Genomic DNA, 22,373 nt, shown 5'->3' with positions numbered 1-22,373 from the left:
GATGTAGCTCACATTAGGTACAAATCGGACAGGCCGGTCCCGCATACTGAAACAGGTCCTCGCGTTACGGCGCGGCTCGGTTAGGCTCGGCCCATCATGCGTTTCGGGCTGCTTCTCCTTAGCTGCCGCGGCGAGGGTCTGTAGTCGTAGGCCGACCCCCTCCCCGCGGAGTTTGGTGTTGCGGTTTTTACGACCGCCGTCGGCCGTTCCAGCGAACTACACGCGGACACGCGAGGAGCCCAACGCCATGAGCCAGCAGCCTTTTGTCGGTCGCCCCACGCCCATCACCAACGCGACCCACACCCAGAAGACCTCCGGGATGCCGATCCACAAGTACGGCCGGTACGAGCAGGTGGACATCCCCGACCGCACCTGGCCGGACGCCCGCGTCACCAAGGCTCCCCGCTGGCTCTCCACCGACCTGCGCGACGGCAACCAGTCGCTGATCGACCCGATGACCCCCGCCCGCAAGCGCGAGATGTTCGACCTGCTGGTGCGCATGGGCTACAAGGAGATCGAGGTCGGCTTCCCCTCCTCCGGCGAGACCGACTTCGCCTTCGTACGCTCCATCATCGAAGAGGGCGCGATCCCGGACGACGTCACCATCTCCGTGCTGACCCAGGCCCGCGAGGACCTGATCGAGCGGACCGTGGAATCGCTGGTGGGCGCCAAGCGCGCCACCGTGCACCTGTACAACGCGACCGCCCCCACCTTCCGCCGCGTGGTCTTCCGCGGCTCCAAGGAGCAGATCAAGCAGATCGCCGTCGACGGCACCCGCCTGGTCATGGAGTACGCCGACAAGCTGCTGGGTCCCGAGACCACCTTCGGCTACCAGTACAGCCCGGAGATCTTCACCGACACCGAGCTGGACTTCGCCCTGGAGGTCTGCGAGGCCGTCTGCGACGTCTGGCAGCCGTCCGAGGGCCGCGAGATCATCCTGAACCTGCCCGCCACCGTGGAGCGTTCGACGCCGTCCACGCACGCGGACCGCTTCGAGTGGATGGCCCGCAACCTGACCCGCCGCGAGCACATCTGCATCTCCGTGCACCCGCACAACGACCGCGGCACCGCAGTCGCCGCCGCCGAGCTGGCCCTGATGGCCGGCGCCGACCGCATCGAGGGCTGCCTGTTCGGGCAGGGCGAGCGCACCGGCAACGTCGACCTGATCACGCTGGGCATGAACCTGTTCTCGCAGGGCATCGACCCGCAGGTCGACTTCTCGCAGATCGACGAGATCCGTCGTACCAGCGAGTACTGCAACCAGATGGAGGTCCACCCGCGCCACCCCTACGCGGGCGACCTGGTCTACACCGCCTTCTCCGGCTCCCACCAGGACGCCATCAAGAAGGGCTTCGACGCCATGGAGGCCGACGCGGCCGCCCAGGGCAAGACCGTCGACGACATCGAGTGGGCCGTTCCGTACCTGCCGATCGACCCGAAGGACGTCGGCCGCTCCTACGAGGCGGTCATCCGCGTCAACTCGCAGTCCGGCAAGGGCGGCATCGCCTACGTCCTGAAGAACGACCACAAGCTGGACCTGCCGCGCCGCATGCAGATCGAGTTCTCGCGCATCATCCAGGCCAAGACCGACGCCGAGGGCGGCGAGGTCACGCCGAAGGCGATCTGGGACGTCTTCTCCGACGAGTACCTGCCCAACCCCGAGAACCCGTGGGGCCGCATCCAGCTGCGCTCGGGCTCGACGGCCACCGACAAGGACGGTACGGACACGCTGACCGTCGAGGCGGTCGTGGACGGGGTCGAGACGGTCCTGGACGGCACCGGCAACGGTCCGATCTCGGCCTTCTTCGACGCGCTGGCCGGCATCGGCGTCGACGCCCGCCTGCTGGACTACACCGAGCACACGATGAGCGAGGGCGCCTCCGCCGTGGCCGCCTCGTACATCGAGTGCGCGATCGACGGCCGCGTCCTGTGGGGCATCGGCATCGACGCCAACACCACCCGCGCCTCCCTGAAGGCGGTCATCTCCGCCGTCAACCGCGCGGGCCGCTGACCCCTCGTACGTGCTGCCCCGCCCCCTTCCTCGCCGGAGGGGGCGGGGCAGCGGCGTTCAGCGGGCCAGGTAGCCGCCGTCCACCGGCACGATCGCGCCCGTCACGAACGAGGCCGCGTCGGAGGCCAGGAAGGCGATGACCCGGGCCACCTCCTCCGGCTCGCCGAGGCGCCCCATCGGATGGGCCGCGGAGACCTCCGCCAGGTACTCCGGGCCGCCCGGCTCGTCCTTCAGCGCCAGCACCCGCTCCGTACGGATGGTGCCGGGGGCCACCGCGTTGACCCGGATCCCGCGCGCCGCCCACTCCACCGCCAGGTGCTTGGTCAGCCCCGACGCCACGAACTTCGCCGGCCCGTACGCGGCCTGCCGGGCCTGCCCGGCCACCCCCGAGACCGAGGACACGCAGACCAGCGCCCCGCCGGGCCGCTCCTGCGCGGTCATCGCCTCGATCGCGTACTTGCAGGTCAGGAACATGCCCCGGCCGTCGATCGCCATGACCCGGTCCCAGTCCTCGGGGCTGGTCTCGTTCACGTCCGAAAGAGGGAGCACCCCGGCGTTCGCCACGGCGACGTCGAGCCTCCCGTACGCCTCCACGGCCGCCTCGACCATGGCCCGGTTGGCCTCCGGATCGGCGACGTCACCCGTCACCACGGTGATGCCGATGCCCTCGGCGGCCAGTTCCGTACGCAGTTCCGCCACCCCGGGGCCATCGATGTCGGCCGCGGTGACGCGGGCCCCGGAGCGGGCCAGCAACCGGGCGGTGGCCTTGCCGATGCCGCTCGCGGCCCCGGTCACCAGACAGGACTTCTCGTTCACGCGGCAGAGCGTAGGGAAAAACGGAGGCCGGCGGGGGCGCAGTTCGGCCAAGTCCCCCGGGTGGCGCAGGTTGTCTTGTCACACGACTGACGGATCCTCACCGATGTGGCTAACATCACGCCAAACCGGCGGTGCTGCCGGAAGGTGACGGAGGTGCGACGTGCTGCCAGTTCGGGGTGGGGACGGCCGGAAGCTGACGGTCTGGGGCATCCGTACCACCTGGAGCACCGTGGGTGACGGGGAGTTCTTCTGCCCCGACTGCGGTGGCGACCGCAACTACCGCCGGCGCACCGGGCGCCGCCGGTTCACGGTCCTCGGGGTCCCGCTGCTGCCGCGCGGCGCGGCCGGGCCCGTCATCGAGTGCCAGGGATGCCGGGAGCGCTTCGACACCGAGGTCCTCGACCACCTGACCACCACCCGCTTCTCGGCGATGCTGCGCGACGCCGTGCACACCGTGACGCTGGCCGTGCTCGCCGCCGGCGGGACCGCCTCGCGCGGGGCGCTGGAGGCCGCCGTGTCGGCCGTACGGGCGGCGGGCTTCCAGGACTGCACGGAGGAGCAGCTGGAGTCCCTGGTGGAGGCGCTGGCCACCGACGAGGGCCGGCTCGGGCTGTACGACGTCCCCGAGTGCTGCGGCGCGGCGCTGGCGATAGAGCTCCACGAGGCCCTGGAACCGCTGGCTCCGCACCTGGCCGGGCCCGGACGAGAATCGATCCTGCTCCAGGGGGCGCGGATCGCCCTCGCGGACGGTCCGTACACCCCGGCCGAGCGCGAGGTGCTCGCCACGGTGGGAGCCGCCCTGCGGATCGCCTCCGAGGACGTGTCCCGCCTGCTGTCGGCGGTCCGGGCGCCGTAACGCGGACCGAACGGCCTCGGTTCGGCCTCGGTGCGGGCTCGGTAGGCCTTCGGCGGGGTAACGATCCGGCCTCGTGCGACTGAATCCACCCCCCTTCGCACTCTGCGCGAAGGGGGGATTCGTGCGTTCCGGCCTCGGCCGTCCACCCACTGGACACCCGGACGGAGCCGTGACCTGCACGTACGGGTTGTGCGGCCGCCCGCGTTACGCCCTTGCCGAGATATCCGCCACTGGAGATACCTACAGACCTCAGCGCTCCAGAGGTCAACACTTTGTGGAAGTCCACGATACCTGTGAGCGCCCCCACAGGCGTTCAATTCCGGTCACACGACGAGACGCCGCCGGTAACACAGCGGGGCTTCGATTCACGTGAACGCACTGACAACCCTGGCGAACCAACGGGACAGCGACCCACTTCACCAGGGATAACCAGATTCCTCTCGTTTACCTACCTCTTGAAGGGCAAGGCAGAGATGGCACGTGTCGCCGCCCGGCTTTCCGCCAACGGAGAGCAGAGCACGCACCCGGTCGACGAGGTGCTCCCCCTCCCCAAGCTCGCGCTGTACGGCTTCCAGCACGTACTCGCCTTCTACGCCGGTGCGGTGATCGTTCCGATCATCGTGGGCGGTGCCCTCGGCCTGACCACCGAGCAGCTGGTCTACCTGATCAACGCGGACCTGTTCACCTGCGGCATCGCCTCGATCATCCAGGCGTGGGGCATCGGCCGGATCGGCGCCCGCCTGCCGCTGATCCAGGGCGTCACCTTCACCGCGGTCTCCCCGATGATCGCCATCGGGCTCGGAGCCGGCGGCGGTACGGCGGGCCTGCTCGTCATCTACGGGGCGGTCATCACGGCCGGCATCGCGACCTTCGCCTTCGCCTGGCTGCCCCCCAGGGCCTTCCGGGCGGTCATGCGGCTGTTCCCGCCCGTCGTCACCGGCACGGTGATCACCGTCCTCGGCATCGTGCTGATCCCCGTCGGCCTCAACGACGCCGCGGGCGGCGTCGGCAGCCCCGATTTCGGCGACCCGAAGAACTTCGCGTACGCCGGCGGCACGATGCTCTTCATCCTCGTCCTGATGAAGCTCGGCAAGCCCTTCCTCTCCAGCATCTCCATCCTGCTCGGCCTGGTCGGCGGCACCGCCGTCGCGTTCCTGCTCGGCGACGCGAAGTTCGGCGGCGTGAGCGACTCGGACTGGATCGGCGTCACCACCCCGTTCCACTACGGAGCGCCGAAGTTCGCCTGGTTCCCGATCCTGCTGATGCTCATCGTCATGCTGATCACCATGGTCGAGACGACCGGTGACACGTACGCCGTCGGCGACATCGTCGGCAAGGACATCGACAGCGAGACCGTGGCCCGCGCCCTGCGCGCCGACGGCGCCGCGACCGCCCTCGGCGGCGTCCTCAACTCCTTCCCCTACGTGGCCTTCGCCGAGAACGTCGGCCTGGTCCGCATGACCAAGGTCAAGAGCCGCTTCGTCGTGGTCGCCGCGGGCGTCTTCATGATCGTGCTCGGGCTGATCCCCAAGGCCGCCGCGATCGTCGCCGCCGTGCCGCACGGAGTGCTCGGCGGCGCGGCGACGGTGATGTTCGCGATGGTGGCCCTGGCCGGTATCCAGACCCTCGCCAAGGTCGACCTCAAGGAGGAGAAGAACGCGCTGGTCGTGGGTGTCTCCCTGGCCTTCGCGCTGCTCCCCGCCACCGTCCCGGTCCTCTTCAAGAACCACATGGACGCGGACCTCTCCTCGCTCCTCAACAGCGGTGTGACGCTCGGTGCCTCGGCCGCGATCGTGCTCAACCTGATCTTCAACGGCCTGGCCAAGGACGATGCGCACGGCGCCGCACCGGCCGCGGTGCCGGCCCAGGCGGCGGCTCCGGCCGAATCGGAAGCCGAGGCTGCTGCCCCGGCCCCGGCCCCGGCCCCGGTCCCCGCCCCGGTCCCGGTCCCGGCCGTTGCGGAAGCCGGTGCGGCCGCCCCGGCCGAGGCCGAGACGGTGGCCGAGGCCACGGTCGGCACCGCCGTGAGCGCGGTCGCCGCCACCGCCGTGAAGGCCGACGCGGACGAGGAGGCCGCGCCCGCCTCCTGACCCTCCCAAGGGGAGAAGGCCCTTCGCCCGGACCCGTGTCCGGGCGGAGGGCCTTCCGCCGCTCCCGCACAGGCGACAATGGGCGCATGAGTCTGTTCCGCGACGACGGCATCGTGCTGCGCACCCAGAAGCTGGGTGAGGCGGACCGCATCATCACGCTCCTCACCCGGGGCCACGGCCGGGTGCGGGCCGTCGCTCGCGGGGTGCGGCGCACGAAGTCCAAGTTCGGTGCCGGGCTGGAACCTTTCTCCCACGCCGACGTGCAGTTCTTCGCCCGGGGCAGCGAGCTGATCGGCCGCAGCCTCCCGCTCTGCACCCAGACCGAGATCATCGCCCCGTACGGCAACGGCATCGTCACCGACTACGCCCGCTACACCGCCGGCACCGCGATGCTGGAGACCGCCGAGCGGTTCACCGAGAACGAGGGCGAGCCCGCCGTACAGCAGTACCTGCTGCTGATCGGCGCCCTGCGGACGCTCTCGCGCGGGGAGCACGAGCCGAATCTCATCCTCGACGCGTTCCTGCTGCGCTCGCTCGCCGTCAACGGCTACGCGCCCAGCTTCACGGACTGCGCGAAGTGCGGGATCCACGGCCCCAACCGGCACTTCTCGGTCGCCGCGGGCGGGGTCGTCTGCGGGGACTGCCGGGTGGCCGGCAGCGTCGTACCCTCGTCGGAGGCCATCGCCCTGCTCAGCGCGCTGCTGACGGGCGACTGGGGGCATGCGGACGCCTGCGAGGCGCGGTACGTGCGGGAGGGCAGCGGGCTCGTCTCCGCCTATTTGCACTGGCATCTGGAGCGCGGGCTACGCTCCCTGCGATACGTCGAGAAATAGGAGCTGGACACATGGCACGACGCGGGATTCTGGGACGCTCTCGCCGGGAGTACAAGGTTCCCGAGCCGCACCCGTCCGGTGAGCGCCCGCCGAAGATCCCCGGCGAGCTCGTCCCCAACCACGTCGCGGTGGTCATGGACGGCAACGGCCGCTGGGCCAAGGAGCGCGGCCTGCCGCGCACCGAGGGCCACAAGGTCGGCGAGGGCGTCGTGCTCGACGTGCTCAAGGGCTGCCTTGAGATGGGCGTCAAGAACCTCTCCCTGTACGCCTTCTCGACGGAGAACTGGAAGCGCTCGCCCGACGAGGTCCGCTTCCTGATGAACTTCAACCGCGATGTCATCCGGCGCCGCCGCGACGAGATGAACGAGCTGGGCATCCGCATCCGCTGGGTCGGCCGTATGCCGAAGATGTGGAAGTCGGTCGTCCAGGAGCTCCAGGTCGCCCAGGAGCAGACCGTCGACAACGACGCCATGACCCTGTACTTCTGCGTGAACTACGGCGGCCGCGCCGAGATCGCGGACGCGGCGCAGGCGATCGCCCGCGATGTGGCGGCCGGCAAGCTGGACCCGTCGAAGGTCAACGAGAAGACCTTCGCGAAGTACATGTACTACCCGGACATGCCGGACGTGGACCTGTTCCTGCGGCCGAGCGGCGAGCAGCGCACCTCCAACTACCTGCTCTGGCAGAGCGCGTACGCCGAGATGGTCTTCCAGGACGTGCTGTGGCCGGACTTCGACCGCCGCAACCTGTGGGCGGCCTGCCTGGAGTACGCCCAGCGCGACCGCCGCTTCGGCGGCGCCGTCCCGAACCAGGCGGAGCCGGGCCCGACGGCCTGACCGGGGGCCGGGCCGGTCCATGCGACCGGCCCGGTGCCCGGACGGACGGTAGGGTCCGATGTCATGGACATTGTTGAACAATCGGACGGGCGGCAGGGCGGCGGAGCCGGGGCGGACGGCCAGGCGGTCGAGCTCGTCTACCAGAACACCGTGGCCGACTTCGCCGGCGCACTGCGGGCGCGGGCCGGCCGCACGGGGGCGGCGCGCCGCAAGAAATGGCTGTTCAGCTTCATCGGGACGCTGTCCCTGATCGGCGGCGCTGCGCTGCTCGCGGGGAACGAACCCGATGTCTCCCGGGCCGTGGCCTTCCTCGTCGGCGGCGTGCTCCTGTGGGTCATCGGCCCCCTCGGCCCGCGTCTGCAGGCCCGGGCCTTCCGCGGGCTGCTGGAGAAGACGGGGGAGACCCGGGCCGTCATCGACGGCACCGGGGTCCGGTTGACGGCGACCGACTGCGACACCCGCATCGGCTGGGCGGCGCAGCCCACGTACGCGGAGACGGACGAGCTGTTCGTCATGCTCAGCGAGGACAAGCGGGCCGTGGCCATGACCGTGCTGCCGAAGCGCGGGGCGCGGAGCCCGGAGGACATCGACCGGCTGCGGGCGGTCCTGGACGCGAACCTGAGGCGGCTCTAGGAGGCGGCCGCCGCGCAGTCGGCGCAGGTGCCGAAGATCTCCACCGTGTGGGCGACGTTCACGTAGCCGTGTTCGGCCGCGATGGACTCCGCCCACTTCTCCACCGCCGGGCCCTCCACCTCGACCGCCTTGCCGCACTTGCGGCAGACCAGGTGATGGTGGTGGTCCCCGGTGGAACAGCGCCGGTAGACCGACTCCCCGTCGCTGGTGCGCAGCACGTCGACCTCGCCGGCGTCGGCCAGCGACTGGAGGGTGCGGTACACGGTGGTCAGGCCCACCGAGTCACCGCGGTGCTTGAGCATGTCGTGCAGTTCCTGGGCGCTGCGGAACTCGTCCACCTCGTCCAGCGCCGCGGCGACGGCTGCCCGCTGCCGGGTGGATCGTCCTCGTACTGGCGCGGTATTCATCTCGCCAGGCGCAGTCGCCACCGGTTCCTCCTCGTATCGGCCTCGGCCCATTGTGCCAGGCGGCCGTACCTCCCAGACTTCCTAGACCTTCACATCATCGCGCGTGCAGACCTCTTCGGCGGCGCGGGCCGCGTTCGCGCGGCGCCGGGCCAGCGGCGTGGACAGTGCGGTCATCACCATGAAGACGCCGATCGCGAGCAGCACGATGGTGCCGCCCGAGGGGGCGTCGATGTAGTACGTGAGGGTCGTGCCGGAGAGCGAGACCAGTACGCCGATCACCATGGCCACCGACAGGGTGGCGGTGAACCCGCGGGTGACGCGCTGCGCCGCCGCGACCGGGATCACCATCATGGCGCTGACCAGCAGCAGGCCGACGATCCGCATGGCCACGGTGACGGTGACGGCGGCGGTGACCGCGATCAGCAGGTTCAGGAAGCGCACCGGCAGGCCGGTGACCCGGGCGAACTCCTCGTCCTGGCAGACGGCGAACAGCTGGCGGCGCAGGCCGAGGGTGACGGCGATGACGAAGGCCGCGAGGATCACGACCGCGGTGACGTCCTCGGCGGAGACCGTGGTGATCGAGCCGAAGAGGTAGCTGGTCAGATTGGCCGTCGAGCCGCCCGGAGCCAGGTTGATGATCATCACGCCGCCGGCCAGGCCGCCGTAGAAGAGCATGGCGAGCGCGATGTCGCCGCTGGTCTTGCCGCGGGAGCGGATCAGCTCCATGCCGACCGCGCCGATGACCGCGACCAGGGTGGCCATCCACACCGGGCTCGCGTTGAACAGGAAGCCGAGCGCGACACCGGTCATGGCCACGTGCCCGATGCCGTCGCCCATGACGGCCTGGCGGCGCTGCACCAGGTACGTGCCGATGGCCGGGGCGGTGACGCCGACCAGGACGGCCGCGAGCAGGGCCCGCTGCATGAAGGCGTAGTCGAGGAGGTCCATCAGCTCAGCAGTCCCGTCCGGAGCGGCTCGGCGTCGTGCGCCGCGTGGGGGTGTACGTGGTCGTGGCCGGGCAGGGCGTGCTGTCCCACGGCCTCGGGGGGCGGCCCGTCGTGGACGACGCAGCCGTCGCGCAGGACGACGGCGCGGTCGATCAGAGGCTCCAGCGGGCCCAGCTCGTGCAGGACGAGCAGGACGGTCGCGCCGGCGGCAACCTGCTCGCGCAGGGCGTTCGCGAGGACCTCCTGGTTGGCGAGGTCCACGCCGGCCATCGGCTCGTCCATGATCAGGAGTTCGGGCTCCACGGCGAGCGCCCGCGCGATGAGCACGCGCTGGTGCTGGCCGCCGGAGAGGGCGTTGACGGAGGCGTCGGCGTACTGGCTCATGTCGACGAGGGCCAGGGCCCGCTCGACGGCCGCCTTGTCGCCCTTGCGCAGGATGCCGAAGCGGGAGCGGGCGAGCCGGCCGGAGGAGACCACCTCGCGGACGGTGGCCGGGACGCCGCTGGCGGCGGTGGTGCGCTGCGGGACGTACCCGATGCGCGACCAGGCGCGGAAGCGCTTGAAGTCCGTGCCGAACAGCGCCAGCTCGCCGTCGGACAGCGGGACCTGTCCGACGACCGCGCGCACGGCCGTGGACTTGCCGGAGCCGTTGGCGCCGAGCAGGGCGACGACCTCGCCGCGCCGGACGGTGAGGTCGACCCCGCGCAGCACGGGGCGCGAGCCGAGCGAGGCCGTGGCCCCGCGCAGGGATATGACGGGCTGGTCCGCTGCCTCCGCGGGCTGGGACTCCATGGCACGCGCCTCCGTTACTGCCATTACTTGCTACCGAGCGCCTTCTGCAGGTTCTTCAGGTTGGACCGCATGACCTCGAAGTAGTCAGCGCCCTGGGACTTGTCGGTGATTCCCTCGAGCGGATCGAGGACGTCGGTCTTCAGGCCCGTGTCGGTGGCGAGCGTCTTGGCCGTCTTGTCGCTGGCCAGGGTCTCGAAGAACACGGTCGAGACATTGTCCTTCTTCGCGACGGCCTGGAGCTCCTTCATCCGGGCCGGGCTCGGCTCGGACTCGGGGTCGACGCCGGAGACGCCCTCCTGGTCGAGGCCGTAGCGCTCGGCGAGGTAACCGAAGGCGGAGTGCGTGGTGATGAAGGTCTTGGAGGCGGTGTCCTTCAGGCCGTCCTTGAACTCCGTGTCGAGCGCGGTCAGCTTGCCGAGCAGCTCGTCCGTGTTCTTGCGGTAGTCCGCCGCGTGGTCCGGGTCGGCCTTCTCCAGGGCCGCGCCGACGCCCTTGGCGACCTCGGCGTACTTCACCGGGTCCAGCCAGACGTGCGGGTCCTCGCCGGCCTCGCCGTGGGCGTGGCCCTCCTCGCCCGCGGTGTGGCCCTCCTCGCCCTCGTGGGCGTGGTCGTGGCCGGAGGAGCCGTGGACTTCCAGCTTGGTGAGCTTGGCGGCGTCGACGACGTGCTTCACGCCGGACTGGGCGACGGCCTTGTCGACGGCGGGCTGCAGGCCCTTGAGGTAGAGGACGACATCGGATTCGCCCAGCTGCCCGGTCTGCTTCGGGGTGATCTCCAGGTCGTGCGGTTCGACGCCCGGCTTGGTCAGGGTGTCGACCTTCACGTGGTCCTTGCCGATCTGTTCGGCGAGGAACTGCATCGGGTAGAACGACGACATGACGTCGAGCTTGCCGTCCTCGCCGGTTCCCGCTCCGGCTCCGGAGCAGGCGGTGAGGGCCGTGGCGCCGAGGGCTACGGCTCCGGCGAGGGCGGCGGCGGGTATGAGGCGTCGTACGTTCATGACATCCATTTTCATCAAAGATGGAAACGATTGTCAAAAACCCAGGTGAGGGGCCCGGGGACCGCGCCGTGAACGGGGAACCGATTTGAAAGGGGGGGTGCGGGCGCCGGTAACCTAAAGCCTTCGCCGTTCGTCCTCGTAATGAAGAGAGCACCGTGGCCGCCGACAAGATCGAAACCATCGTCAGCCTGAGCAAGCGCCGTGGCTTCGTTTTCCCGTGCAGTGACATCTACGGCGGCTCCAAGGCCGCCTGGGACTACGGTCCGCTGGGTGTCGAGCTCAAGGAGAACATCAAGCGCCAGTGGTGGAAGGCCATGGTCACCGGGCGCGAGGACATCGTCGGCCTCGACTCTTCCGTGATCCTGGCCCCCGAGGTCTGGGTGGCCTCCGGCCACGTCGCGACCTTCTCGGACCCGCTGACCGAGTGCACCTCCTGCCACAAGCGCCACCGCGCTGACCACCTGGAAGAGGCGTACGAGGCCAAGCACGGCCGTCCGCCCGAGAACGGCCTCGCCGACATCAACTGCCCGCACTGCGGTGTGAAGGGCCAGTTCACCGAGCCCAAGCAGTTCTCCGGCATGCTGGAGACCCACCTCGGCCCGACCCAGGACACCGGCTCGAAGGCGTACCTGCGCCCCGAGACCGCCCAGGGCATCTTCACCAACTTCGCCCACGTGCAGACCACCTCGCGCAAGAAGCCCCCGTTCGGCATCGCGCAGATGGGCAAGTCCTTCCGCAACGAGATCACTCCGGGCAACTTCATCTTCCGCACGCGCGAGTTCGAGCAGATGGAGATGGAGTTCTTCGTCAAGCCGGGCGAGGACGAGCAGTGGCAGGAGTACTGGATGCAGGAGCGGTGGAACTGGTACCGCGGCCTCGGCATCCGCGAGGAGAACATCCGCTGGTACGACCACCCGAAGGAGAAGCTGTCCCACTACTCGAAGCGCACCGCCGACATCGAGTACCGCTTCAACTTCGGCGGCAGCGAGTTCTCCGAGCTGGAGGGCGTCGCCAACCGCACCGACTTCGACCTGAAGGCGCACTCCGCGGCCTCCGGCCAGGACCTCACCTACTTCGACCAGGAAGCCGGTGAGCGCTACACCCCGTACGTCATCGAGCCTGCGGCCGGCGTGAACCGCGCCATGCTCGCCTTCATGCTCGACGCGTACATCGAGGACGAGGCCCCGAACGCCAAGGGCGCCATGGAGAAGCGCACCGTGATGCGCTTCGACCCGCGCCTGGCCCCGATCAAGGTCGCCGTCCTGCCGCTGTCCCGCAACCCGCAGCTGTCGCCGAAGGCCAAGGGCCTCGCCGCCGATCTGCGCAAGAACTGGAACATCGAGTTCGACGACGCGGGCGCCATCGGCCGCCGTTACCGCCGCCAGGACGAGATCGGCACGCCGTTCTGCGTCACCGTCGACTTCGACACCCTGGACGACAACGCGGTGACCGTGCGCGAGCGCGACACCATGAAGCAGGAGCGCGTCTCCCTGGACCAGATCCAGAGCTACCTCGGCAGCCGCCTGCTCGGCTGCTAGGTCCCTGCCCCGACCGGGGTGAGACGGCCGGTGGCCCGGTGCGCGTCACGCGCACCGGGCCACCGTCGTTTTCCGGCTCCGCTCAGGCGCTCGCCACCTGGGCTTCGGCGGCCGCCGCGGCGGCGCGCCGCTCGCCCTCGGCCTTCGAGCGCTTGCCGTAGAACGTGGTCCACGCGGCCAGCAGGCCGAGCACCCCGTAGATCATGATCGGGCTGATGACCACCATGGTGTCGGTGGGCAGGACGTACGCCAGGACGACCCGGACCGCCGCCTCGGTGAGGTAGGCCACGCCCCACACCGCGGTCATCACGGTCATCGTGCGGCGGAAGCCGTCGAACTGCCACAGGCCGTTCCACCAGGCGGTGCTCTCTGGGGTGCCGTCGGTGGCGAACTTGCGGCCGAAGTAGAACATCAGCGGCCGCGGTGCGAGCAGGGTGGCGAGGCAGAGCAGCCCGAACAGCCCGGTCACACCGGAGTCCTTGATCAGCAGCGCGCGGGCCGAGTGGGCGCCGACGAGCGAGACGACGGCCGTGATCACCAGGAACACCAGGGTGACGACGGCGAATTCGTCGAGCTTGCGGCGCCAGGCCAGGCTGATCACGCTGTCGAGCACCGGCCAGGCGCTGCTGACCAGCAGGGCGCTGAACTCGCTCCAGCCGTGGTCGTGCAGCTGGTTGTACGTGAGGATCGGCGCGACCACGTTGAGGCCGATGGTCAGAATCCAGCCGATCGCAGCGGCACCGCCGGAGCGGGCCGGAGGTGCGGGCTGCGCTGCCTGAGTTGGTTGAGCGGACAAGGTTCCCCCTGGAACGTGCCTGATGACGTGCGGTAGGGGGACCGTATGGAGTTTGACGGGGTACGGACAAGTAAGCCACGCCCAAAATGATCATCAAGCTGTGCGGAGTGGCTCGTTCCGGACGTTGCGGCCCCGGTCAGGCGCGCAGGCCCCGGACCACCAGCGCGGTGACCGCCTCGAACTCCGTGATGATCGTGGGCCTCAGCCATTCCGCCGCGTACTGCGGGTCGTGGAAACGGCCGGTGGCATCGAACACCGCCCGCGCCGCGGCCGGTACGTCGGGCGCGCTGAGCGAGCCCGCCTCGACGCCCTCGGCGATGATCCGGCCCAACTGGTCGATCAGCTGGGTCAGGTGCTGGTCCACCACATCGCTGTTCTCGGCGAGCAGCACCGTGTACGTCGCGAACAGCTCCGGGTCGTCACCCGCCTTGTGGCGCTTGGCTTCGAAGAGTGCCTCCAGCCACGCCTCCAGCTTGGAGGGCGCGCTGCCGGCGGGGGCCGAGGCGATCTCCTCCAGCCGCACCACGTTCTTGGTGAGCCAGCGGTCCGTGACGGCCTCGCGCAGCGCCGCCTTCGACGGGAAGTGCCGGTACACGCTGCCGTGGCTGACGCCCAGGGCGCGGGCCACGTCCACCACGGTCGCCTTCGTGGGGCCGTAGCGGCGCAGCACCTCCTCGGTGGTCTCGAGGATGCGCTCGGGTGTCAGGGGCTCGGCAGCAGCGGGGGGCATGAGTACGACCGTACCGCCCGCTCAGTGCTCGCTGTCGAGGTGGGCCATCTGCGCTTCCGGGTACCGCTTGCCGGCCGCGGCTCCCGCCGGGACCGCCTCCTCGATGGCCGCCAGATCCGCGGCGCTCAGCTCCACGGCCATGGCACCCAGTGCCTCGGTCAGTCTGTCCCGGCGGCGGGCGCCCACCAGCGGCACGATGTCCTCGCCGCGCGAGAGCACCCAGGCGATGGCGGTCTGCGCGACGCTGACCCCCTTGTCCTCCGCGACCTTGCGCAGGGCGTCGACCAGGTCGAGGTTGCGCTGGAGGTTATCGCCCTGGAAGCGGGGGCTCATCCCGCGGAAGTCGCCCGGAGCCAGCTCCCGGTCCCGGTTGAAGTGCCCGCTGATCAGGCCGCGGCTCAGCACCCCGTACGCCGTGACCCCGATGCCCAGCTCGCGGGCGGTCGGCAGGATCTCCGCCTCGATGCCGCGGGAGATGAGCGAGTACTCGATCTGGAGGTCCGCGATCGGCGCCACCGCCGCGGCCCGGCGCAGGGTGTCCGCGCCGACCTCGGAGAGGCCGATGTGCCGTACATGCCCGGCCTGGACGGCCTCGGCGATGGCGCCGACGGTCTCCTCGATCGGGACGGACGGGTCGACGCGGGCGATCCGGTAGACGTCGATGTGGTCCCGGCCCAGACGCTGGAGCGAGTAGGCAAGGAAGTTCTTGACCGCCTCGGGGCGGCCGTCATAGCCGGTGAAGCCCCCTTCGACGGTGCGCAGGGCGCCGAACTTCACGCTGATCAGCGCCTGCTCGCGGGCCGCGGCCGGCGCGGTGCGCAGGGCTTCGCCGATGAGCATCTCGTTGTGCCCCATGCCGTAGAAGTCGCCGGTGTCGAGCAGCGCGCCCGTGCCGTCGGGGACGGCGTCCAGATAGGCGTGGAGGGTGGCGATGGACTCGGTGCGGTCGGCCTCCCCGTACAGGGCGGACATGCCCATGCAGCCCAGCCCCAGCGGGAAGACGGAGGGGCCGGTCGAGCCGAGGGTGCGGGTGTTCTCGTTCGTGGTCATGGAACAACCATGGCATGACGGGTGACAGATTTCAATATCTGTCACCCGTCAGGGTGGCTATGCCGCCACCCGCAGGACCAGTGCCGCCGCCGCGGCCAGGGCGAGGACGGCCGCCGGGGCCAGTTCGAAGTCCTTGACGCGCAGGTGGCTGATGACCGCGCCGATGAAGTAGAGGGTCACGCCGACGGCGGCGGCCACGCCCAGGGGAGTCACCCACAGGCCTGCGACCAGGCCTATCGCGCCGGCCGCCTTCAGGGTGGCCAGTCGGGGCAGCCAGGCGTCCGGGACCTCGACCTTCCGCATGCTCGCCATGACCGCCTCGTTCCGCTGGAGCGTGAAGGTGGCGGACGCGGCGAGGACGAGTGCGAGGAGGCCGGCGACGACGGCGTACGCAATGAACATGGTGAACTCCAATGATCGGTACTGTCGAATCATTGAATCTCATCAACGATCGAAACGCGGCAACCATTCCCCGATTGTTACGATGTCCGATATGACGGCAGCTCAGGAACCCCCGCACCCCCCGCAGCGGCTGGGCCTGCTGCTGGCCTGGCACGGCTCGATCACCGAGACCCTCATGAAGAAAGCGCTCAGCACGGCCGGGCTCACCCCGCGGCACGCGATGACGCTGATGCACCTGGAGGACGGCCCCATCGGCCAGCGGGTACTCGCCGAGCGGCTGGAGGTGGATCCGAGCGTGCTGGTCGGCATCCTCAACGACCTGGAGGGCGAGGGCCTGGCCGTGCGCCGCCGGGACCCGGCCGACCGCCGCCGCCACAACGTGGCCATCACCGAGGCGGGATCGGCCGCCCTCGCCAAGACGAACGCGGCGCTCGACGAGGTGGAGCTCTCGCTGTTCTCCGCGTTCTCGCAGCAGGATCAGGACGCGCTGCGCGGACTGCTGGGCCGGATCGACTCGAACCCCGAACACTTCAACTGCGGCGAGTAGAGGACGACACCCGCCGGACCCCGCTCGCCGGGCCCCGCTCGCCGAACCCCGCCCTCCGGACCTCCGCCGCCTGCGCCTCGGCGCCCCTCCGTGCCTCCGCCCCGCGGACCCCGCCCCGGACCTCAGCCCTCCGGACCCCGGCCCGCCCGGTCTCAGCCGCGCGGCGGAGCCGTGGCCCGCGACGGCCCCGCCGCCGCCCGCTCCAGCGTGCGGGCCGTCCGCGCCGCCGTCGCCATGGCCCACCGGCCGCTGGTCGCGGCTCCCACCACGAGCGCGAGCAGTCCGCAGCCCGTGATGATCCACCAGGCCGGCCGCGCCGCCTCGACGAAACCGGCGCCGGCCGCCGTCCCCGACGCCAGGACCGCGCCGATCACGGCCACGCCCAGCGTGCCGCCGGTCTGCCTGCTGGTCGAGGCGACGGCGGCCGCCACCCCCGCCTGGGCCCGGGGCATCCCGGAGACCGCCGTGTTGGTGATGGGCGCGTTCACCATGCCGAAGCCCAGCCCGAACAGCACGTACGCGGTGAACAGCAGCGGAGTCGAGGTCTCCGCCGAGAAGGCGGCGAACAGCACTCCGCTCGCCGCCATCGCCGTCCCCGCGATCAGCAGCGACGGCCGCGGCCCCCGGTTGCCGACCAGGCGGCCCGACAGCGGGGCGCAGACGAAGGTGAGCAGCGCCATCGGCAGCATGTAGAGCCCGGCGTCGAGCGCGCTGAGTCCCCGTACCTCCTGTAGGTACAGGGTGTTCAGGAACAGGAACCCGGACAGCGCGGCGAAGGCACTGATCGCAATCACCGTGGCGCCGCTGAACGGAGCGCTCCGGAAGAACCGCGGATCGATCAGCGGCTCCGCCCGCCGCGGCTCGTAGAACAGCAGCCCCGCCAGCGAGGCCACGGCCAGCGCCGCGCAGCCGAGGATGACCGGAGCGGTCCACCCCGCGCTCGGGGCCTCGATGATCCCGTACGTCACGGAGGTCAGCAGCGCCATGACCAGCAGCTGTCCCACCGGGTCGGGGCGGCGCGGGTGCGCGGCCCGCGACTCCGGGACGAACCGCAGGGCCAGTACCAGGGCCAGCAGTCCGACCGGGAGGTTGATCCAGAAGATGGACCGCCAGCCGACGGATTCCACCAGCAGTCCGCCGATCAGCGGGCCGATGGCCATGGAGATGCCGACCACCGCGCCCCAGGCGCCGATGGCGCGGGCCCGCTCGCGCGGATGCGTGAAGGTGTTGGTGATGATCGACATGGCGACCGGGTTGAGCATCGAGCCGCCCACGGCCTGGACCATCCGGAACGCGATCAGCCACTCCAGCGTCGGCGCCAGCGAACAGAGCAGCGAGCCCGACGTGAAGACCACGAGGCCCGCCGTGAAGACCTTGCGGCGCCCGATCCGGTCCGCCGTGGAGCCCGCCAGCATCAGCAGCGAGGCCAGGACCAGCGTGTACGCGTCGAGCGTCCACTGCATCCCGGAGACCGAGGCGTGCAGCTCACGGCGCATCGAGGGCAGGGCGACGTTCAGGACGGTCACATCGAGGCTGACGATGAGCAGGCTCATGCAGCAGATCGCCAGGACCAGCATCCTCCGTCGGCGGCTCAACTCCGGCATGGTTCCGATAGTACGCCTAACTAAAGAGATGCGTGCTCCGGTTCGTCTGGGCGACAATGGGGGGATGACCACGCTCCCTCCGCCGCTCGCGATCGGCCCGCACACCGTGCAGCCCCCCGTGGTGCTCGCCCCCATGGCCGGCATCACCAATGCCCCGTTCCGCACCCTCTGCCGGGAGTTCAGCGGCGGCAAGGGGCTCTTCGTGAGCGAGATGATCACGACCCGCGCCCTGGTCGAGCGCAACGAGAAGACCATGCAGCTGATCCACTTCGACGAGACCGAGAAGCCCCGCTCGATCCAGCTGTACGGAGTCGACCCGGCGACGGTCGGCAAGGCGGTCCGCATGATCGTCGAAGAGGACCGCGCCGACCACATCGACCTCAACTTCGGCTGCCCGGTGCCCAAGGTGACCCGCAAGGGCGGCGGCTCCGCCCTCCCGTACAAGCGGAACCTGCTGCGCGCCATCCTGCGCGAGGCCGTCGCGGGCGCCGGCGACCTGCCGGTCACCATGAAGATGCGCAAGGGCATCAACGACGACCACCTCACCTACCTGGACGCCGGCCGCATCGCCGTCGAGGAGGGCGTCACCGCCATCGCCCTGCACGGGCGCACCACCGCCCAGCACTACGGCGGCACCGCCGACTGGGACGCCATCGCGCGGCTCAAGGAGCACGTGCCGGAGATCCCCGTGCTCGGCAACGGGGACATCTGGTGCGCCGAGGACGCGCTGCGCATGGTCCGCGAGACCGGCTGTGACGGCGTGGTCGTGGGGCGCGGCTGCCTCGGCCGTCCGTGGCTGTTCAACGACCTGGTCGCGGCCTTCGAGGGGCGCCCCGAGGACTTCCACAAGCCCACGCTGCGCGAGGTCGCCGCCACCATGCACCGGCACGCCCAGCTGCTGGGGGAGTGGATCGGTGACGAGGCGCGCGGGGTGATCGACTTCCGTAAGCACGTGGCCTGGTACCTCAAGGGCTTCTCGGTGGGTTCCGAGATGCGGAAGAAGCTCGCGGTCACCTCGTCTCTGGCCGAGTTGAACGCTCATCTGAGCGAGCTCGACCTGGACCAGCCGTGGCCCGAGAGCGCGGACGGTCCGCGCGGCCGGACGTCCGGAAACAACCGGGTTGTCCTCCCGGATGGCTGGCTGAAGGATCCGTACGACTGCGCGGGCGTGAGCGAAGATGCCGAACTGGACACGTCCGGGGGCTGAGGATCAGCTGACAAACTGTGCCGTCGGCGGCGTGACATACGCCACGCATGGGTGGGGTTGCGCTCACATGAGCGCGAAAATCACGGGTATGACTTCCAAAGGGTGGCACTGGGTGCCACCCTTTGTTCGTTCAAGAATTGAACGCAAATGTATCGATGATCGCTCATCCGAGCGGGAACAGGCCTCGGGAAGGCCTTCCGCCTTCGGGAGGTGAACGCTCTTCGTAGGTTCTGGCTACTCATTGGTTACTTTCGATCTGGTGGCGCACGAGTGGTTACAGCCACATGACGGCCAAGTGGACGTACCCAGAAGCCTTCGATCTGGGTATGTTCCTGGCCGTCAGGGCAGCCACCGAGTCCTCGAGGAGTCGAGACCCGTGTCGGAAAACAAAGATCAGAAGTTCGTCTACGACTTCACCGAGGGAAACCGCGACCTCAAGGACCTTCTCGGCGGCAAGGGTGCCAACCTCGCCGAGATGACCAACCTGGGTCTGCCGGTCCCTCCCGGCTTCACCATCACCACCGAGGCCTGCAAGGTCTACCTCGACAGCGGTGAGGCTCCGGCCGCGCTGCGCGACGAGGTCAGCGCCCACCTGGCCGCCCTCGAGGCGAAGATGGGCAAGAAGCTCGGCCAGTCGGACGACCCGCTGCTGGTCTCCGTGCGCTCCGGTGCCAAGTTCTCCATGCCGGGCATGATGGACACGGTCCTCAACATCGGCCTCTCCGACGAGTCCGTCGCCGGCCTTGCCTCCCAGGCCGGCAACGAGCGCTTCGCGTGGGACTCGTACCGCCGCCTCATCCAGATGTTCGGCAAGACCGTCCTCGGCGTCGAGGGCGAGCTCTTCGAGGAAGCCCTCGACGAGGCCAAGGCCGCCAAGAAGGTCGCCGTCGACACCGACCTCGACGCCGCCGACCTCAAGAAGCTGGTCACGCGCTTCAAGAAGATCGTCGCCAAGCAGGCCGGCCGCGAGTTCCCGCAGGACGCCCGCGAGCAGCTCGACCTCGCCGTCGAGGCGGTCTTCAACTCCTGGAACACCGACCGCGCCAAGCTCTACCGCCGCCAGGAGCGCATCCCGAGCGACCTGGGCACCGCGGTCAACATCTGCTCCATGGTGTTCGGCAACCTCGGCCCCGACTCCGGCACCGGCGTCGCCTTCACCCGCGACCCGGCCAGCGGCCACGCGGGCGTCTACGGCGACTACCTGCAGAACGCCCAGGGCGAGGACGTCGTCGCGGGCATCCGCAACACCGTCCCGCTGGCGGACCTGGAGTCGATCGACAAGGCCTCCTACGACCAGCTCATGACGATCATGACGACGCTGGAGACCCACTACAAGGATCTCTGCGACATCGAGTTCACCATCGAGCGCGGCCAGCTGTGGATGCTTCAGACCCGCGTCGGCAAGCGCACCGCCGGCGCCGCCTTCCGCATCGCCACCCAGCTCGTGGACCAGGGCCTGATCGACGAGGCCGAGGCGCTCCAGCGCGTCAACGGCGCCCAGCTGGCGCAGCTGATGTTCCCGCGCTTCGACGAGGGCGCCGCCACCGAGCTGCTCGGCCGCGGTATCGCCGCCTCCCCGGGCGCGGCCGTCGGCAAGGCCGTCTTCGACTCGTACACGGCCGTCAAGTGGTCGCGCTCCGGCGAGAAGGTCATCCTGATCCGCCGCGAGACCAACCCGGACGACCTGGACGGCATGATCGCCGCCGAGGGCATCCTGACCTCGCGCGGCGGCAAGACCTCGCACGCCGCCGTCGTGGCCCGCGGCATGGGCAAGACCTGCGTCTGCGGCGCCGAGGACCTCGAAGTCGACACCAAGCGCCGCCGCATGACGGTCGGCGGCACGGTGATCGAGGAGGGCGACGTCGTCTCCATCGACGGCTCCACCGGCAAGGTCTACCTCGGCGAGGTACCCGTCGTACCGTCCCCGGTCGTCGAGTACTTCGAGGGCCGCATGCACGCCGGCGCCGACGACGCCGACGAGCTGGTCCAGGCCGTCCACCGGATCATGGCCTACGCGGACCGCGTCCGCCGGCTGCGGGTGCGCGCCAACGCCGACAACGCCGAGGACGCGCTGCGCGCCCGCCGCTTCGGTGCCCAGGGCATCGGCCTGTGCCGCACCGAGCACATGTTCCTCGGCGAGCGCCGCGAGCTGGTCGAGCACCTGATCCTCGCGGACACCGACAAGGAGCGCGAGGCGGCACTGAGTGCCCTCCTGCCGCTCCAGAAGAAGGACTTCGTCGAGCTGTTCGAGGCGATGGACGGACTGCCCGTCACCGTCCGCCTCCTCGACCCGCCGCTGCACGAGTTCCTGCCCGACATCACCGAGCTGTCGGTGCGCGTCGCCCTCGCCGAGGCCCGCAAGGACGCCAACGAGAACGACCTGCGCCTGCTCCAGGCCGTGCACAAGCTGCACGAGCAGAACCCGATGCTGGGTCTGCGCGGTGTCCGCCTCGGCCTGGTCATCCCCGGTCTGTTCGCCATGCAGGTCCGGGCGATCGCCGAGGCCGCGGCCGAGCGCAAGAACGCCAAGGGCGACCCGCGCGCCGAGATCATGGTCCCGCTCGTGGGCACCGTCCAGGAGCTGGAGATCGTCCGCGAGGAGGCCGACGCGGTCATCGCCGAGGTCGAGGCCGCCACCGGCACCAGCCTCAAGCTGACCATCGGCACGATGATCGAGCTGCCCCGCGCCGCCCTCACGGCCGGGCAGATCGCCGAGGCCGCGCAGTTCTTCTCCTTCGGTACGAACGACCTGACCCAGACGGTGTGGGGCTTCTCCCGCGACGACGTCGAGGCCAGCTTCTTCACCGCGTACCTGGAGAAGGGCATCTTCGGGGTCTCGCCGTTCGAGACCATCGACAAGGACGGCGTCGGCGCGCTGGTCCGCAGCGCGGTCCAGGCCGGCCGGGCGACCCGGCCCGACCTGAAGCTCGGCGTCTGCGGCGAGCACGGCGGTGACCCCGAGTCCGTCCACTTCTTCCACGAGGTCGGCCTCGACTACGTCTCCTGCTCGCCGTTCCGGATTCCGGTGGCACGCCTGGAGGCCGGCCGTGCCGCCGCCGAGGCGAAGGGCAGCGACAGCCGCTGAGTCCCTCCAGGCCTGACACGGCCCGCTGACTGCGCGTCCGCCCCCGGGTTCCCTGACCCCCGAGGGCGGACGCGCCTCTTTTTTGTTGTTCAAGAAATCTTTACGCCAGCAGGCGGTGGACGGATCCCCACCCGTCCACCGCCTGCTGTCAATCTGCCAGACACGTCGGCGCTTCCCGGTGCGACCGACCGC

General features: G+C 70.0%; 20 protein-coding genes. 10 read left to right on the top strand and 10 right to left on the bottom strand.

Annotated features, from left to right (window positions below; genetic code table 11):
* Positions 1–247: 247 nt before the first annotated feature.
* Complete coding sequence (gene leuA, locus ADK52_RS04650; RefSeq protein WP_053688488.1) at positions 248–2,011, top strand: 2-isopropylmalate synthase; 1,764 nt, start codon at positions 248–250, stop codon at positions 2,009–2,011.
* A gap of 57 nt (positions 2,012–2,068) precedes the next feature.
* On the opposite strand, the gene ADK52_RS04645 is transcribed toward leuA, so the two are convergent.
* Positions 2,069–2,827 (bottom strand): SDR family NAD(P)-dependent oxidoreductase, encoded by a 759-nt coding sequence (locus tag ADK52_RS04645; RefSeq protein WP_078987958.1) that lies wholly within the window; start codon positions 2,825–2,827, stop codon positions 2,069–2,071.
* A gap of 160 nt (positions 2,828–2,987) precedes the next feature.
* Here ADK52_RS04645 and ADK52_RS04640 point away from each other — a divergent pair, with 160 nt between their 5' ends.
* The 5 genes from ADK52_RS04640 (at position 2,988) to ADK52_RS04620 (ending at position 8,075) form a co-directional block, all read left to right on the top strand.
* Positions 2,988–3,683, top strand: coding sequence for a TerB family tellurite resistance protein (locus ADK52_RS04640; RefSeq protein WP_053688487.1), 696 nt, complete (start codon positions 2,988–2,990; stop codon positions 3,681–3,683).
* Positions 3,684–4,156: 473 nt separating this feature from the next.
* Complete coding sequence (locus ADK52_RS04635; protein ID WP_199828446.1) at positions 4,157–5,773, top strand: nucleobase:cation symporter-2 family protein; 1,617 nt, start codon at positions 4,157–4,159, stop codon at positions 5,771–5,773.
* Between the two features lie 86 nt (positions 5,774–5,859).
* Positions 5,860–6,606 (top strand): DNA repair protein RecO, encoded by a 747-nt coding sequence (gene recO, locus ADK52_RS04630; RefSeq protein ID WP_030162779.1) that lies wholly within the window; start codon positions 5,860–5,862, stop codon positions 6,604–6,606.
* Between the two features lie 11 nt (positions 6,607–6,617).
* A complete protein-coding gene (locus ADK52_RS04625) occupies positions 6,618–7,442 on the top strand; it encodes an isoprenyl transferase (RefSeq protein WP_053688485.1) in 825 nt (274 codons plus the stop codon).
* Positions 7,443–7,505: 63 nt separating this feature from the next.
* Positions 7,506–8,075 (top strand): hypothetical protein, encoded by a 570-nt coding sequence (locus ADK52_RS04620; protein ID WP_053688484.1) that lies wholly within the window; start codon positions 7,506–7,508, stop codon positions 8,073–8,075.
* On the opposite strand, the gene ADK52_RS04615 is transcribed toward ADK52_RS04620, so the two are convergent.
* From ADK52_RS04615 to ADK52_RS04600, 4 genes are read right to left on the bottom strand one after another with little or no spacing between them, the layout of a single operon-like run.
* The gene (locus ADK52_RS04615) at positions 8,072–8,503 is read right to left on the bottom strand and encodes a Fur family transcriptional regulator (RefSeq protein ID WP_078987956.1); all 432 of its coding nucleotides are present in this window, start codon (positions 8,501–8,503) and stop codon (positions 8,072–8,074) included. The two genes, ADK52_RS04620 and ADK52_RS04615, sit on opposite strands and share 4 nt — an antisense overlap.
* A 60-nt stretch (positions 8,504–8,563) precedes the next feature.
* Positions 8,564–9,430, bottom strand: coding sequence for a metal ABC transporter permease (locus tag ADK52_RS04610; protein ID WP_030162773.1), 867 nt, complete (start codon positions 9,428–9,430; stop codon positions 8,564–8,566).
* Complete coding sequence (locus ADK52_RS04605) at positions 9,430–10,221, bottom strand: metal ABC transporter ATP-binding protein (protein ID WP_053688482.1); 792 nt, start codon at positions 10,219–10,221, stop codon at positions 9,430–9,432. The genes ADK52_RS04610 and ADK52_RS04605 overlap by 1 nt, the downstream gene beginning before the upstream one ends.
* 23 nt (positions 10,222–10,244) lie before the next feature.
* Positions 10,245–11,222: a metal ABC transporter substrate-binding protein gene (locus ADK52_RS04600; RefSeq protein ID WP_053688481.1), complete on the bottom strand. Its 978-nt coding sequence runs from the start codon at positions 11,220–11,222 to the stop codon at positions 10,245–10,247.
* A gap of 155 nt (positions 11,223–11,377) precedes the next feature.
* Here ADK52_RS04600 and ADK52_RS04595 point away from each other — a divergent pair, with 155 nt between their 5' ends.
* A complete protein-coding gene (locus ADK52_RS04595) occupies positions 11,378–12,760 on the top strand; it encodes a glycine--tRNA ligase (RefSeq protein WP_053688480.1) in 1,383 nt (460 codons plus the stop codon).
* An 82-nt stretch (positions 12,761–12,842) separates the two neighbouring features.
* Here ADK52_RS04595 and ADK52_RS04590 read toward each other — a convergent pair whose 3' ends face one another.
* From ADK52_RS04590 to ADK52_RS04575, 4 genes are all read right to left on the bottom strand, one after another.
* Positions 12,843–13,556, bottom strand: coding sequence for a VC0807 family protein (locus ADK52_RS04590; protein ID WP_053688479.1), 714 nt, complete (start codon positions 13,554–13,556; stop codon positions 12,843–12,845).
* Between the two features lie 136 nt (positions 13,557–13,692).
* On the bottom strand, positions 13,693–14,286 hold the full coding sequence (locus ADK52_RS04585; RefSeq protein WP_053688478.1) for a TetR family transcriptional regulator: 594 nt from the start codon (positions 14,284–14,286) through the stop codon (positions 13,693–13,695).
* Between the two features lie 21 nt (positions 14,287–14,307).
* Positions 14,308–15,336 (bottom strand): aldo/keto reductase, encoded by a 1,029-nt coding sequence (locus ADK52_RS04580; RefSeq protein WP_053688477.1) that lies wholly within the window; start codon positions 15,334–15,336, stop codon positions 14,308–14,310.
* 57 nt (positions 15,337–15,393) lie between these two features.
* Positions 15,394–15,738, bottom strand: a complete 345-nt coding sequence (locus ADK52_RS04575) for a DoxX family protein (RefSeq protein ID WP_053688507.1) — start codon at positions 15,736–15,738, stop codon at positions 15,394–15,396.
* A gap of 91 nt (positions 15,739–15,829) precedes the next feature.
* Between ADK52_RS04575 and ADK52_RS04570 the strand changes: the two genes are divergently transcribed.
* On the top strand, positions 15,830–16,285 hold the full coding sequence (locus tag ADK52_RS04570; RefSeq protein WP_234343406.1) for a MarR family winged helix-turn-helix transcriptional regulator: 456 nt from the start codon (positions 15,830–15,832) through the stop codon (positions 16,283–16,285).
* 152 nt (positions 16,286–16,437) lie between these two features.
* Here ADK52_RS04570 and ADK52_RS04565 read toward each other — a convergent pair whose 3' ends face one another.
* Complete coding sequence (locus ADK52_RS04565) at positions 16,438–17,889, bottom strand: MFS transporter (protein ID WP_078987952.1); 1,452 nt, start codon at positions 17,887–17,889, stop codon at positions 16,438–16,440.
* A 64-nt stretch (positions 17,890–17,953) separates the two neighbouring features.
* On the opposite strand from ADK52_RS04565, the gene dusB reads away from it, so the two are divergent.
* Positions 17,954–19,096, top strand: a complete 1,143-nt coding sequence (dusB, locus tag ADK52_RS04560) for a tRNA dihydrouridine synthase DusB (protein WP_030162758.1) — start codon at positions 17,954–17,956, stop codon at positions 19,094–19,096.
* Positions 19,097–19,472: 376 nt separating this feature from the next.
* Entirely contained in the window at positions 19,473–22,181 is a 2,709-nt protein-coding gene (gene ppdK, locus ADK52_RS04555) for a pyruvate, phosphate dikinase (RefSeq protein WP_053688474.1), read from the top strand.
* The last annotated feature ends 192 nt before the right edge of the window (positions 22,182–22,373 follow it).

It is taken from the genome of Streptomyces sp. WM6372 (assembly GCF_001279655.1).
In the GTDB taxonomy this organism is placed as follows: Bacteria; Actinomycetota; Actinomycetes; order Streptomycetales; family Streptomycetaceae; genus Streptomyces.
Note: the sequence above shows the minus strand (reverse complement) of the source record. Positions and strands in the feature narration are given on the sequence as shown.